Consider the following 13,983-nt stretch of genomic DNA (forward strand, 5'->3'; position numbering starts at 1 on the left):
CGGCTCAGATCTTGTTGAACAGACCCAACTGGGCGATCTTGCTGAACGCCAGTTGTGAGGCTTGCAGCATGGTCTGTTGCAACGTCAGGCGGGTCATCACTTCGGCCGCATCGGAATCGCGGATTGACGATTGGGTGTGGTTGTTGGCCAGGATCAAGCTCTGGTTGGTGTCGCTCTGGGTGTCCAGAGCGGCGCCACGACCACCTACCGAACTCAGGGCGCTGGACAACTGATCGGTGCCGCTCGCCAGGTTGCCGATACCGGACGCCAGCGAAGCCTGCAGCTTCTGCAACGCTATCGGGTCACCGTTGGTAGGCGTGTTCAGGGCAGCCTTCAACTGGTTCACGGTGTCCAGGACGTTCTGGGTTTCGTGAGTGTTGACCGCGATGCTGAACTGATCGTCCGCGGCTGGCGTACCGTCCAGGGTAAAGCTCACGCCCGAAGCGGTGGCGACGTTACCGGCCAGGGTGCCGCTGGACACCGGTTGGCTGTTAGCCGTCAGCGGCGCCGCGTAAAGATCGAAGTCGGTGGCGCTGGTGAACTTCAGCACGGCCGCCCCCGTAGGGAAACTGGCGTGGTAGGCCACCGGATCCGTAATCTGGCTACCGGTGATCTGCACTGCAGTCGGGTTACCGGGACTGCGCATCGGAACAAAGGTGTCCGGCTTGGCAGCCAGGGTGAAGGTACGGCCTGGCAACACCGTGCCAGGGACATCACCCGTTTGCAGATTGATGTTCAGGGTCAACTCCAGACCACGGAACTGGACCGCCTGCCCGCTCTTGCTGTTAGGGTCGAACGCACCGCCCTGGCTGGCTTCGGCGGTGACATCATTGCCGAGCGAGTCGGTGATTTTCAGTTGCGTGCCGCTGGTAAACTCAACGGTGTACGGCTCGCCGCTGCGGAATTTGCTGTTGTAGCTGACACTGGACGACACCTGGCCGTCGGACAAGACCACGCGCCCGTCATCCACCGGCGGCGCGGTGCGGGTGACCTGGCTGCGGCTGGTGTTGACGGCTTGCTGGAACACTTCCCAGCCGGTGCTGTTGGTGGCCATCGACATGGTGTCGCCGACCGGCAGGTCGAGTGTCACCTGGTCACCGTTGTAGCTGTAGCTGCCATCGGTGTTACGGGTGAATGGGATGGTATCGCCCTTGGAACCGGCGAAAATGTATTTGCCGTTTTCATCCTTGCTGTTCATCAGGCTCAGCAATTGTTCTTCGATCTGCGCCAGCTCCGAAGCGTTGGCCTGGCGGTCGGCGTCGGTGTAACCGGCGTTGCCGGCACCGACAGCCAATTCCTTGGCGCGCTGCAGCACGTTGCCGATACTGTTCATCACCGCTTCGGTGGTGCCAAGGGTGGCCTTGATGGTGTTGGCGTTGGTTTCGTATTGGGCCAGCATCGAGGCCTGGGTGCCCAATTGCAGCAGGCGCGAAGCACCGACCGGATCATCGGCGGCAGTGTTCACCCGCACCAGGCTGCTGGCCTCTTCGCTGGTCTTGACCACGTTGGCGAAGTTTTTCTGGTAGTTCGCAGCCGTGCTTTCGTAAAACTGAGAAGTAGAAATGCGCATGGGCTACGGCTCCTTAAAGACTGTTGATCAATGTGCTGAAAATTTCCTGCGCAGCCTTGATGATCTGCGAAGACGCGGTGTAGTACTGCTGGAACTTGACCAGGTTGCCGGTTTCTTCATCGAGGTCGACGCCGGACAGCGAGTCACGGGCATTCTTGGCGTTGTCCAGGATCGCGCCGGTGGCGGCGCTGTCCAGCTTGCCTTGGGCAGCCTTGGCACCGACGCCTTCCACCAGCTTGCCGTAGGCATCGTTCAGGGAAATGCCTTTGCTGGCCGAACCGGTGTCCACGGTCTTGGCGGTCTGCAAGCCGGCGAGCGCGGTACCGTTACGGTTGTCCAGGCTGCCGGGCTGGCTGAGGCTTATATCGATGCCGGCACCGTCGGATGGCGCGCCGGCAATCGACATATCGAACGTGACGGTACGCTGCACCGGCGGTACGGACGAATCCATGATCGGGGCGCCGGTGGCGTCCTTGAGCGGAACGCTCAGGCTCAGGGTGTTGCTCTGCCCAGGCTTGATCGTGCCGCTGCTGATCAGGCCGCCCTTGGCATCGAGCAATTGATAGGCCTGGCTGGTACCACCGGCCGACGTCGCCCCGAACACCACCTTGACCGGCATCGAAGTCTTGATGCCGTTCTGGATGATGCTGGTGGTGGCTTCGTCGTAGATGTCCAGCTTGGTGGTCATGGTCGGCTGGCCGCTGGCCGGAATGGTCAGCGTACCGCTGCCGCCCGGCGTGATGGCGGCGCCCAGCGGCGCGGCAATAGCCAGCCGCTTGGAGTCGGTCATCTCGGTCTTGATGCTGCCCGCCGCGTTGCGGGTCGGGGTGACCTTGAACGAATCACCAGCCACCGCCGAGCCACCGCCGAAGGTCAAGGCGAAACCATCGACCACCGGTGGCGGCGTGGTCGCGGTATTGAACGCACCCATCGGCGTGTTATCAGGCAAGCGCTGGACGGTGTAGTCGGTGGCGCTGGTGAAGGTGATCTTGTAGTCGTTGGTGGTCAGCTTGCCGGTGTCTTCGATGGACACGTTGAAGTTGCCGGACCCGGCGCTGTTGCCCAGCGAGGCGACGCTGCGCTGGCTCATTTGCGCGGCGCTGTTGATGCTGCTGAACAGGTTGGAACCAAACGCACCGTTCTTGTCGATGCCCGAGGCCTGGATGCTGTTCATCTGGTCGGCGACGACCAGCGCCACGCGGCCCAGCTCGTTCATGGCCGGGTCGAGCACAGTGCTGCGGTAGCGCATCAGGCCGCCGATTTCACCGCCGGTCATGACCTGGGTGATGTCCATGACGCTGGAGCCACTGTTGAGCTGGATGCCGATGCGACCCGGGTCGTTCTTGTCCGGAACTGCTTCCAGTTTATTGGTGATGTTGCCCATCACCAGTGGCTGGCCGGAACCCAGGTAGATGTCCAGGCTGCTGCCGTTCTCGACGACCTGAGTGCCGGTGAAGGTAGACAGTTGGCGAATGGTCTCGCTGCGGGCGTCGAGCAGGTCGTTCGGCGCGCCGCCGGCGTTGGAGACCTCGGCGATTTTCTTGTTCAACTGGGCGACGGTGGTGGCCAGATTGTTGATCTGCTCGACCATGTTCGACAGGTTGCCGTTGATGTTCTGGCTCTGCTCCGTCAACTGGCTGGCAACCGAGTTGAAACGGTTGCTCAAGGCCTGGGCATCGCTGAGCAGCAACTGGCGGGACGCGTCGTCGCCCGGCTTGGCGTTGACGTTCTGTACCGAGGCGAAGAACTTGGTCAGCGCGCCGTTGAGGCCGGTGCCGCTGTCCGACAGCAGGGAATCGAGCGGGGTGATCTGGCCTTGGTAGGCCGCCGCATCGCTGTTGAGCGAGGTGGTGGTCTTCAGTTGTGCTTCAAGGTACGAGTTATAGACCCGGCGCACATCCGCCAGGGTCGTGCCGGAGCCGATGAACACGTTGCCGTACTGGTTCGACGCCTTGGTGGTCTGCACGGTCTGCTGACGCGAATACCCAGCGGTATCGACGTTGGCGATGTTGTTACCCGTGGTCACCAGTGCGGTCTGGCTTGCGGACAGACCCGACATCCCGATATTGAGCAAACTCATGGTTCAGACCTTATAAAGTCGTGGTGGCACCGGCCGAGGCGTAGTTTTGGTAACTCGTCATCTGCCGGGCTATGTTCGAAATCTTGTTGGCGTAGTTCGGGTCGGTGGCGTAACCGGCCTTCTGCAACTCGCGTACAAACTGTTCCGGGTTATCGGCCGACTTCAGCACAGCTTGATAGCGACTGTTGCTTTGCAGCAGGTTCACCAAATCATGGAAGCTGTCGCGGTAAGAGGCGTAGGAACGGAACTCGGCCGTCTCCTTGACCATCTCGCCATTGCGGAATTCGCTGGTGATCGCCCGCGCCGAATCGCCCGTCCAATTCTTGCTGGCCTTGATGCCGAACAGGTTGTGGCTGCTGCTGCCATCGGGCTGGCGCATCACCGATTTGCCCCAACCGGTTTCCAAGGCGGCCTGGGCCACCAGGTAACGAGGGTCGACACCGATGCGGTCGGCGGCTTCCTTGGCCATCGGCAGCATGGCATTGACGAATTCATCGGCATCGCGGAAGGCCTTGCGCGCCGGTGCCAACGGTGGCTGGGCCACGGCGCGACCATAGACCTGCATGTCGCCTTTGGGTTCGGCAGCCTTGAGCGCGGCCAGCCAGTCACCGTTGGCCAGCTCACCGGTAGCAGGCTTGACGGCGGCAACGGCACGATCCGGCAAGACATTCTGCGCCACGGCCTCAGGCTTGACCGACGCCGAAGGCACCAGCCCGGCGAGCAGGCGGTCGGCCAGTTTCGGCGGCAGGGCCAGGCGACGCTGGTTGATCAATTCCATGTCGTTGCGGTGGATGCCCTCGGCTCCTTGCGGCGCGCTCACAGCCCGCGAGGCCCAGAGTGGGCGCTGGCCGTTGCTGCGCGACAAAGGCCCATCGGGCAGCGTTCCGGCCGCCACTGGCGTGGGCACAGGCGCCTTGGCCTTGTCCAACGCATCTTGCTGCTTGGCGGCCGACAAGGTGGCCGCCTCGCCCGAGGCCAGCGGCTTGTTCTTCGACATCTGGCGCAGCAGCACGTCGGCCAGGCCGATACCGCCGCCCTCGCGGGACATCGAAACGGCCAACTGCTGGTCGTACATTTCCTGGTATTGCTTGGCTTCCGGCGTATTCATCGGATTGTCCTTGCCCAGGGCCTCGGTGGCCGAACGCATGGACTTGAGCATTTCGCCGAGGAACAACGACTCGAATTCCTGCGCCACTTTGCGCAGGTTGCCTTCGCTGTTCTTGTCGCCGACCTTGAGCTGGTTCAAGCGATTGAGGTCCGAATAGGACGCTGAATCCCCACTGATCAAGGCGCCTTTGCGCATATCCACCATGACCGCTTTCCTTAAATCACGATCAGGTCGGCTTGCAACGCGCCGGCCTGCTTCAAGGCTTCGAGAATCGCCATCAAGTCACCCGGTGCCGCGCCGACCTGGTTCACCGCCCGGACGATCTCATCAAGGGTGGTGCCCGGGCCGAACTTGAACATCGGCTTGGCTTCCTGCTCGGCATTGACCCGCGAACGTGGAACCACGGCGGTCTGGCCGTTGGACAACGGGCCCGGCTGGCTGACGATCGGGTCTTCGGTGATGGTCACGGTCAGGCTGCCGTGGGTCACGGCGGCCGGCGAAACCTTGACGTTCTGGCCGATCACGATGGTGCCGGTGCGCGAGTTGATGATGACTTTCGCCACCGCCTGGCCCGGATCGACTTCGAGGTTTTCCAGGATCGACAAGTAGTCGACACGCTGGCTCGGATCCAGTGGCGCGGTGACGCGAATCGAGCCGCCGTCGATGGCCTGGGCCACGCCTGGGCCGAGCATGTCATTGATCTTGTCGACGATGCGCTTGGCCGTGGTGAAGTCGGAACGGTTGAGGTTCAGCGTCAGGCTATTGCCCTGGTTGAAACCGCTCGGCACCGCACGCTCAACCGATGCACCGCCAGGGATGCGACCCGCCGACGGAACGTTGACGGTGATCTTCGAACCGTCGCGGCCCTCGGCGTCGAAACCGCCCACCACCAGGTTGCCCTGGGCGATGGCGTAGACGTTGCCGTCGATACCCTTGAGCGGGGTCAGCAACAAGGTGCCGCCACGCAGGCTCTTGGAGTTACCGATGGACGACACGGTGATGTCCACTTGTTGACCTGGCTTGGCAAACGCTGGCAGATCAGCACTGACCGACACCGCCGCGACGTTCTTCAACTGCACGTTGCCGGAACCGGCCGGCACCTTGATACCGAACTGCGACAACATATTGTTGAAGGTCTGCAGGGTGAACGGGGTCTGGGTGGTCTGGTCGCCGGTACCATTGAGGCCCACGACCAGGCCGTAGCCGATCAACTGGTTGGAACGCACGCCGGAAATGCTGGCGATGTCCTTCAAGCGCTCGGCTTGAGCAGTGAAGGCTGCCGACATCACCAGGGCACCAATCAACAGCTGTTTAAGATTCAACTTGATCACCTAGAAAGGGAACTTCGGGCTGAGGAAGAAACGGTCGAACCAACCTGGCTGACTCGCATCGGCAAAGGCACCAGTGCCCGAATAGGTGATGCGCGCATCGGCCACGCGGGTCGATGGAACAGTGTTGTCGGTGGAAATATCATCGGCGCGGACCATCCCGGCGATGCGCACCAGCTCGTCGCCGGTGTTGAGCGTCAACCACTTCTCGCCGCGCACGGCGATGATGCCGTTGGGCAATACATCGGCGACGGTCACGGTGATCGAACCAGTCAGGCTATTGCTCTGGCCGGACTGGCTGTCGCCCTTGGTGGCCCGGTCGGCGCTGTACCCGGCGTTGAGGCTCAGGTCGTTGCTGCCGATCGGGTTGTTGGTGGTCAGGCTCGAACCGAACAACGACGTCAGGCCGACGCTGGTCTCACTGGTCTTGTCGATCTGCGAGTTGGCGTTCTTGCTGGCCTGGGTCCGCTCGTTCAGGGTGATGGTGATGATGTCACCAACGCGGAATGCCTTGCGGTCGCTGTACAGGTTCTGCTCGAAACCGGCCTGGTAGATCGAACCGTTGTTGGCCGCCGCCGGCAACGGTGTGCGCGGCAACACCGGAGCGTAGTACGGGTCATTGGGCCTTGGCGTTGGCGCGACACAGCCCGCCAGTGCGGTGATCCCACTCAATGCCAGAACAGATACGAAGCGATTCATGACCCTACCTCTTGGTGTTGCAGGCGACCCTGGGGCCGCCCTGTCTACGTAATGACGGATTTTGCGACGCGATTACAGATTCTGCGTGACGAACGAGAGCATCTGGTCGGCGGTGGAGATCACTTTGGAGTTCATTTCGTAGGCGCGCTGGGTGGTGATCATGTTGACCATCTCCTCAACGGTGCTCACGTTCGAGGTTTCCAAGGTGTTCTGCAGCGTGGTGCCGAAACCGTTCAGGCCTGGGGTGCCGACTTGCGGCGCACCGCTGGCGGCGGTTTCCATGAACAGGTTGTTACCCACGGCTTGCAGGCCGGCCGGGTTGATGAAGTCAGCGGTCTGCAGGTTGCCGATCACTTGGGAGGCCGGGTTGCCCGCCACGGTGATGGACACGGTGCCGTCGCGGCCCACGGTGAAGGTCTGGGCATCGTTCGGGATGACAATGGCCGGTTCCAGGGCGAAACCGCTGGCGTTGACGATCTGGCCATTGGAGTCGAGGTGGAAGGTACCGTCACGGGTGTAGGACGTGGTGCCGTCCGGCTGCAGGATCTGGAAGAAACCGCGACCGTCGATGGCCATGTCCAACGGCTGCTCGGTGGTTTGCAGGCTGCCGGCGTTGAAGTTTTTCTGGGTGCCGACGATGCGCACACCGGTACCCACTTGCAGGCCCGACGGCAATTCGCTGTCCTGGGTCGACTGGGCGCCAGGCTGGCGTTTTACCTGGTACAGCAGGTCCTGGAACTCGGCGCGATCACGTTTGAAACCCGTGGTCGAGACGTTCGCCAGGTTGTTGGAAATAGTGGACAGGTTGGTGTCCTGGGCGGACAGACCTGTTTTGGCAACCCAAAGAGCCGGAAGCATTCGATTCTCCTCTTACGCCTGTTTTTCGGCGCAGCGCTGTAATTAATGATTAGATCTGCAAGACCCGAGCCATGGCCTCATCGCCTTCTTTGGCGGTGTTCATCATCTTGACGTGGAGCTCGAATTGCTTGGCCAGGGCCAGCACCGAAGTCATCTCATCCACGGCGTTGACGTTGCTCGCCTCCTGGAAGCCCGACACCAGTTGCACGTTGCCGTCGATGGGCGCCGGCTGGCCGTCCTTGGTGCGGATCGAACCGTCCAGGCCCTTGGTCATATTCTTCAGGTCAGGATTGACCAGCTTGATGCGGTCCACTTCAGCCATCACGCGCGGGCCTTCGCCCATGGCGCGGATGCTGATGGTGCCGTCCTGGCCGATTTCGATTTTCTGCTCCGGTGGCACGGCGATCGGCCCGCCATTGCCCATCACCGGCATGCCGTTGCCGGCCCGCAACACGCCCAGGGCGTCAACATTGAGACTGCCGGTGCGCACATAGCTTTCACCGCCGTCGGGGTTTTGCACGGCCATCCAGCCCGGACCGCTGACCGCCACGTCCAGGTCGCGACCGGTTTCAACCAGCGCTCCCGGGGTGAAGTCAGTGGCAGGCCGCTCGGACATGGCAAACGCCCGCGCCGGAAAGCTGTCGCCGAACACCGGCATCGAACGTGCCTGCTCCAGGTCTTTCTGAAAACCATTGGTGGAGATGTTCGCCAGGTTGTTGGCATGGGCCCGTTGCGCCAGTGCGTTCTGGCTGGCGCCGGTCATTGCCACATAAAGGTACTTGTCCACTGTCGTTCCTCTGCATGCCGGACGTTTGCCGCCCACTGCTGTGTTGCACAGCCTTAAGCAAATTGCAGACCAACTTTTTTCTGGCGCGGATGGGCCCGGTAAACAAAGGGGCCGCGGGAATTGGAGGGGATCAAGGAAGTGTATCGAAGACGAAAAACCGGCGGTGTCATGCCGGTTGCGGCAAGTGTCCGCCGAAGCTACTCAACTAGCCCACCCTGTGGCGGGAGCTTGCTCTCGCTGGGCCGGTCCGACGCCTCGGGCGTAGCGGCCCCATACTTTGGCGATTGCTGCGCAATCGAGCGGGAGCAAGCTCCCTCGCCACGGAACGCCTATCTTCACGCGCCGGATTCTTTGCCGACTTCGTATTCGCGCAACTTATTGGCAATGGTCGTATGGGAAACCCCCAGCCGCTTCCCCAGTTGCCGACTGCTCCGATGCTCGGAATACAAACGTTCCAGCACCGCTTTCTCGAAACGCCCAACGATCTCGTCCAAGCCACCCTCAAGGGAAAAATCGCCAAGGGGCTGACGCACGCCGTAATCCGGCAGGCGGATGTGCTCGGCTTTCACCTTCCCGCCATCGCACAGGGAAACCGCCTGGAACAGCACGTTTTCCAATTGCCGGACATTACCCGGCCAGTGGTAATGGCTGAGGCGGTCCATGGCCGCCGGAGCAAGCTTTGGCAAGGGACAACCGATCTGGCGACTGGCCTGGTCGAGAAAATGCTCGACCAACGGGGCCAGCCCGTCGAGGCATTCGCGCAGCGGTGGAATGTGCAGGGAAAGCACATTCAAGCGGTGGTACAAATCCTGGCGAAATTCGCCTCGGGCGCAGAGTTCGGACAAATCGACCTGGGTCGCGCAGATTACCCTCACATCCAGGTACACCTCTTCATCGCTGCCTACGCGGCGGAAGCATCCGTCCTGCAGGAAGCGCAGCAATTTCACCTGCAAACGCGGGCTCATTTCCCCGACACCGTCGAGAAACAACGTCCCGCCCGCCGTCAGCTCCAGCAGCCCGAGCTTGCCTTCTGCCCGCGCCCCTTCGAACGCGCCGGGACCGTAGCCGAACAGCTCGGTCTCAGCCATGGACTCCGGCAGGCCGGCACAATTGAGGGCCATCAACGGTGACTGCCCGCGCGGGCTCGCCAGGTGACACGCGCGGGCCAGCAGTTCCTTGCCCGTGCCGGTTTCGCCTTCGATCAACAGTGGCGCGTCCAGCGGCGCCATGCGCCGGGCCTCCCGGACCACCGCTGCCATAACCTTCGAGCTCTGGAAAATACTGTCGAAGCCGCGCAGTTCCTGCTTGCGCACGTTATAGATGCGTTCACCCACCCGATCAGCGCGGTGCAGGGTCAACACCGCGCCGGCCATCGCCTCGCTGTCGTCGTGCTCCGATTGCAGCGGCGCGATGTCGGCCAGGAACACGTCGCCCTTGACCTTGACCCGCAACCCATTGATCCGCGACTGGTTGGCGCGCACCAGCTCCGGCAGGTCGAAATCCTCGGCGTAGCGGGACAACGGGATTCCCGGCACTTCGTCCACACGCACGCCGAGCAACTGCGCCGCCGCCCGGTTGGCCGCGACGATGGAGCCACCCATGTCGATCGACAACACCGGGAACTCCAGGGCGCCGAGCAAGGCGTTGAGCTCCATGTGCCGACGCTCGCTGGGCATCAGGCCTACGCGCTTGACGCCGAATACCCCGGCAATGCCTTCGAATTTCGGACGCAACGCCTGGAACTGGATGTTGATCAGGTTCGGGCAATGCAGGTAGATCGCGTTGCCATGCTCCCCGCCCACTTCACCTCGGGCGACGTTGATGCCGTACTCCACCAGCAGGTTGAGGATGTCCCGCAGGATGCCGATGCGGTTCTGGCAATGGACTTTGATGCGCATGAAAAGGCCCGATGTGTTTGCAAGCATGAAATGGGGGGCTACTTCGTAGCCCAGCGGGAGCAAGCTCCCTCGCCACGGTTTTCTGCACTGCGGCGCAAATAGCCGTCAAGATTATGTGACAGTTGTAGGAAATTTCCCAAACGAAAATGCCCGAAACATCGAGACGCGCCCATTTATGTAACGAAAGTTTTACGATTTTGATGGCGACGGGCCGTTAAACCCCGGAATAGCCTGCTGCGCAGATATCTACTTCAAGTTATCTCTACTGCATCGCTGGACATAACAACAAACAAGTCATCCCCCTGAGGGAAATCAGCAGGAGAGCAGCATGAAGCAGACGCAGTACGTGGCCCGCGAGCCCGATGCGCAGGGTTTTATCCACTACACCGCTGAAGAACATGCGGTGTGGAACACGCTGATCACCCGCCAGCTCAAAGTCCTTGAGGGCCGTGCGTGCCAGGAATACCTGGACGGCATCGACAAGCTGGGCCTGCCCCACGACCGCATTCCGCAGTTGGGGGAAATCAACGAAGTCCTCGGCGAAACCACTGGCTGGCAGGTTGCCCGGGTGCCGGCGCTGATCCCCTTCCAGACGTTTTTCGAATTGCTTGCCAGCAAGCAGTTTCCGGTCGCGACGTTTATTCGCACCCGTGAAGAACTGGATTACCTGCAAGAGCCGGACATCTTCCATGAGATTTTTGGCCACTGCCCGCTGTTGACCAACCCCTGGTTCGCTGAATTTACCCACACCTACGGCAAACTCGGCCTACAGGCATCCAAGGAAGAACGCGTCTATCTCGCTCGCCTGTATTGGATGACCATCGAGTTCGGCCTGGTCGAGACCCCGCAGGGTCGGCGTATCTACGGCGGCGGCATCCTGTCCTCGCCCAAGGAAACCGTGTACTGCCTGTCGGACGAGCCGGAGCACCAGGCCTTCGATCCGCTGGAAGCCATGCGCACGCCTTACCGCATCGACATCCTGCAACCCGTGTACTTCGTGCTGCCCGAGCTCAAGCGTCTGTTCGACCTGGCCCACGAAGACATCATGGGGATGGTCAAGCGCGGCCGGGAACTGGGCCTGCACGCGCCGAAATTTCCACCGAAAGCGGCTTGAACCGCCATTTTTGATCTCAATTGAGTCTGTTGCACGACACGGCTTTGCTTTAGCGTGGGTGCATCGACGTTTTTCAAATATTCGATCCGGGAACACACCATGAACACTCTGAACCAAGCCCATTGCGAAGCCTGCCGCGCCGACGCACCGCAAGTCAGCGACGAAGAACTGCCAGTACTGATCAAGCAGATTCCGGACTGGAACATCGAAGTGCGCGACGGCGTGATGCAATTGGAGAAAGTTTTCCTGTTCAAGAATTTCAAGCACGCCCTGGCGTTCACCAATGCGGTCGGTGAGATCTCCGAGGCCGAGGGGCATCACCCAGGCCTGCTTACCGAGTGGGGCAAAGTCACCGTCACCTGGTGGAGCCACTCCATCAAGGGCCTGCACCGCAACGACTTCATCATGGCCGCTCGCACCGACGAAGTGGCCAAGACCGCCGAGGGCCGCAAGTAATGCATTTCGATGCCATCGGCCGGGTGCCCGGCGACCCGATCCTCGGCCTGATGGAGGCCTACGGGGCGGACAGCAATCCCGGCAAGTTCGACCTGGGCGTAGGCGTCTACAAGGATGCCCAGGGCCTGACGCCAATTCTGCAGTCGGTGAAACAGGCCGAGCAGCGACTGGTGGATCGCCAGGTCACCAAGACTTACATCGGTGGTCATGGCGACGCCGCGTTCGGCCAGTTGATCAACGCACTGGTCCTGGGGGCAGACTCACCGCTGATCGCCGAGCAGCGCGCCGGCGCCACCCAGACCCCGGGCGGCACCGGCGCCCTGCGCTTGAGCGCCGACTTCATTGCCCATTGCCTGCCGGGCCGTGGCGTCTGGTTGAGCAACCCGACCTGGCCGATCCACGAAACCATCTTCGCCACTGCGGGGGTCAAGGCCAGTCATTACCCTTACGTGGGCGCTGACAATCGCCTGGATTTCGAGGCCATGCTGGCGACCCTGGGCCAGGTGCCGAAGGGCGACGTGGTGCTGCTGCACGCCTGCTGCCACAACCCGACCGGCTTCGACCTGTCCCATGACCAATGGCGCCAAGTGCTGGACGTGATGCGCAACCGCGACCTGCTGCCATTGATCGACTTCGCCTACCAAGGCTTTGGCGATGGGCTGGAGCAGGACGCCTGGGCCGTGCGGTTGTTTGCCGAAGCGTTGCCCGAAGTGTTGGTGACCAGTTCCTGCTCGAAGAACTTCGGCCTTTACCGCGACCGCACCGGTGCGCTGATTGTCTGCGCCCGCGACGCCGAAAAGCTGGTGGACATTCGCAGCCAGCTGGCCAACATCGCCCGCAACCTGTGGTCGACGCCACCGGATCATGGCGCGGCGGTGGTGGCGACGATCCTTGGCAATCCGGAACTCAAGGGTTTATGGGCCGACGAAGTGGAAGCCATGCGCCTGCGCATCGCGCAACTGCGCAGCGGGCTGCTGGAAGCGCTCGACCCCCATGGCTTGCGTGAGCGCTTTGCCCATATCGGCGTGCAACGCGGGATGTTTTCCTACACCGGCCTGACACCGGGACAGGTCAAGCAGCTGCGCGAGCGCCACAGCGTCTACATGGTTGGCACCGGCCGGGCCAACGTCGCCGGCATCGATGCGACGCGCCTGGACGCGCTGGCGGTGGCGATTGCGGATGTTTGCAAGTAAGCAATAGTGGCTACATACCTTTTGTGGCGAGGGGATTTATCCCCGCTGGGCTGCGCAGCAGCCCTTGAGGCCGACGCCTCGGAGTGTCAGATCGCATCCATTCAAAAGCGTTGGGGCTGCTACGCAGCCCAGCGGGGATAAATCCCCTCGCCACAGAAATTCTCTTCACTACAGAAACCGCGCCACTCATTAGATTTACAGGCCTGTCCACTCCCGGACAAACTGCCCGATATCTTCTTGCGGCGCCGTGCGCGCTTCTTTCTGCGGGGTGCCTAGGTAGAGGAAACCAATCACTTCTTCGCCCTCTTCAAGCCCCAGCCCCCTGGCCACATGCGGCGAGTAAGCCAGTTCGCCCGTGCGCCAGACTCCGCCGATTCCCTGGGCATAAGCCGCCAGGAGGATGCCATGGGCGGCGCAGCCGGCCGCCAGCAGTTGCTCGGATTTCGGAATCTTGAAATGGTCCTGCAGGCGGGCGATCACTACCACGACCAGAGGCGCGCGCAGTGGGCCGTTAAGCGCCTTTTCCACCACGGCTTCGGCCACCAGCGGATCATTGAAGCGTGCAGCTTCGGCCAGCAGTTCCCCCATGCGATGGCGCGCCTGCCCTTCGACCGTCAGGAAACGCCATGGCCGCAACTGACCATGGTCGGGCGCGCGCATCGCGGCGGCGAACATCACTTCGCGCTGCTCCGGCGTAGGCGCCGGGTCCACCAGGCGCGGGACGGAAACACGGTTGAGCAAAGCGTCGAGAGCCTGCATCGGCCACCTCCTGGAAAAATTGTTCGGCTATTCTAGAGGCTTGTGCGACCAGTTCGTTAGTTCAAATTCAGTTACAAGCGAAGTAGGACGCCGGTTTACATGCCACCTGTCGCAGGTAGAATGGCGCCCTTTC

General features: G+C 61.7%; 12 protein-coding genes. 3 read left to right on the plus strand and 9 right to left on the minus strand.

Annotated elements, in window-relative coordinates; translation table 11 throughout:
• Positions 1–4 precede the first annotated feature (4 nt).
• The 8 genes from KSS97_RS21230 to KSS97_RS21265 form a co-directional block, all read right to left on the minus strand.
• Entirely contained in the window at positions 5–1,570 is a 1,566-nt protein-coding gene (locus tag KSS97_RS21230) for a flagellar hook-associated protein 3 (protein WP_217860075.1), read from the minus strand.
• Between the two features lie 13 nt (positions 1,571–1,583).
• Positions 1,584–3,650: a flagellar hook-associated protein FlgK gene (gene flgK / locus KSS97_RS21235; protein ID WP_217860076.1), complete on the minus strand. Its 2,067-nt coding sequence runs from the start codon at positions 3,648–3,650 to the stop codon at positions 1,584–1,586.
• Between the two features lie 10 nt (positions 3,651–3,660).
• A complete protein-coding gene (flgJ, locus tag KSS97_RS21240) occupies positions 3,661–4,959 on the minus strand; it encodes a flagellar assembly peptidoglycan hydrolase FlgJ (protein WP_198797739.1) in 1,299 nt (432 codons plus the stop codon).
• Between the two features lie 14 nt (positions 4,960–4,973).
• Positions 4,974–6,044 (minus strand): flagellar basal body P-ring protein FlgI, encoded by a 1,071-nt coding sequence (locus KSS97_RS21245; protein ID WP_162488974.1) that lies wholly within the window; start codon positions 6,042–6,044, stop codon positions 4,974–4,976.
• Positions 6,045–6,089: 45 nt separating this feature from the next.
• Positions 6,090–6,785 carry a flagellar basal body L-ring protein FlgH gene (gene flgH, locus KSS97_RS21250; RefSeq protein WP_217860077.1) on the minus strand — a complete coding sequence of 232 codons (696 nt, stop codon included), beginning with the start codon at positions 6,783–6,785 and terminating at the stop codon, positions 6,090–6,092.
• A gap of 72 nt (positions 6,786–6,857) precedes the next feature.
• Positions 6,858–7,643 carry a flagellar basal-body rod protein FlgG gene (gene flgG, locus KSS97_RS21255; protein ID WP_039593104.1) on the minus strand — a complete coding sequence of 262 codons (786 nt, stop codon included), beginning with the start codon at positions 7,641–7,643 and terminating at the stop codon, positions 6,858–6,860.
• Between the two features lie 49 nt (positions 7,644–7,692).
• Positions 7,693–8,430 carry a flagellar basal body rod protein FlgF gene (locus KSS97_RS21260; RefSeq protein ID WP_123342203.1) on the minus strand — a complete coding sequence of 246 codons (738 nt, stop codon included), beginning with the start codon at positions 8,428–8,430 and terminating at the stop codon, positions 7,693–7,695.
• A 335-nt stretch (positions 8,431–8,765) separates the two neighbouring features.
• Positions 8,766–10,328: a sigma-54-dependent phenylalanine hydroxylase transcriptional regulator PhhR gene (locus KSS97_RS21265; protein ID WP_030141116.1), complete on the minus strand. Its 1,563-nt coding sequence runs from the start codon at positions 10,326–10,328 to the stop codon at positions 8,766–8,768.
• 328 nt (positions 10,329–10,656) lie between these two features.
• On the opposite strand from KSS97_RS21265, the gene phhA reads away from it, so the two are divergent.
• The 3 genes from phhA to KSS97_RS21280 all read left to right on the plus strand — a co-directional run bounded on the left by phhA (position 10,657) and on the right by KSS97_RS21280 (position 13,091).
• Positions 10,657–11,442, plus strand: a complete 786-nt coding sequence (phhA, locus tag KSS97_RS21270; protein WP_198797706.1) for a phenylalanine 4-monooxygenase — start codon at positions 10,657–10,659, stop codon at positions 11,440–11,442.
• Positions 11,443–11,541: 99 nt separating this feature from the next.
• Positions 11,542–11,898 carry a 4a-hydroxytetrahydrobiopterin dehydratase gene (locus KSS97_RS21275; RefSeq protein WP_030141118.1) on the plus strand — a complete coding sequence of 119 codons (357 nt, stop codon included), beginning with the start codon at positions 11,542–11,544 and terminating at the stop codon, positions 11,896–11,898.
• Complete coding sequence (locus KSS97_RS21280; protein WP_217860078.1) at positions 11,898–13,091, plus strand: amino acid aminotransferase; 1,194 nt, start codon at positions 11,898–11,900, stop codon at positions 13,089–13,091. The genes KSS97_RS21275 and KSS97_RS21280 overlap by 1 nt, the downstream gene beginning before the upstream one ends.
• A 195-nt stretch (positions 13,092–13,286) precedes the next feature.
• Here KSS97_RS21280 and KSS97_RS21285 read toward each other — a convergent pair whose 3' ends face one another.
• Entirely contained in the window at positions 13,287–13,850 is a 564-nt protein-coding gene (locus KSS97_RS21285; RefSeq protein ID WP_030141120.1) for an NAD(P)H nitroreductase, read from the minus strand.
• Positions 13,851–13,983: the final 133 nt, after the last annotated feature.

It is taken from the genome of Pseudomonas alvandae (genome assembly GCF_019141525.1).
GTDB classification, from domain to species: Bacteria; Pseudomonadota; Gammaproteobacteria; order Pseudomonadales; family Pseudomonadaceae; genus Aquipseudomonas; species Aquipseudomonas alvandae.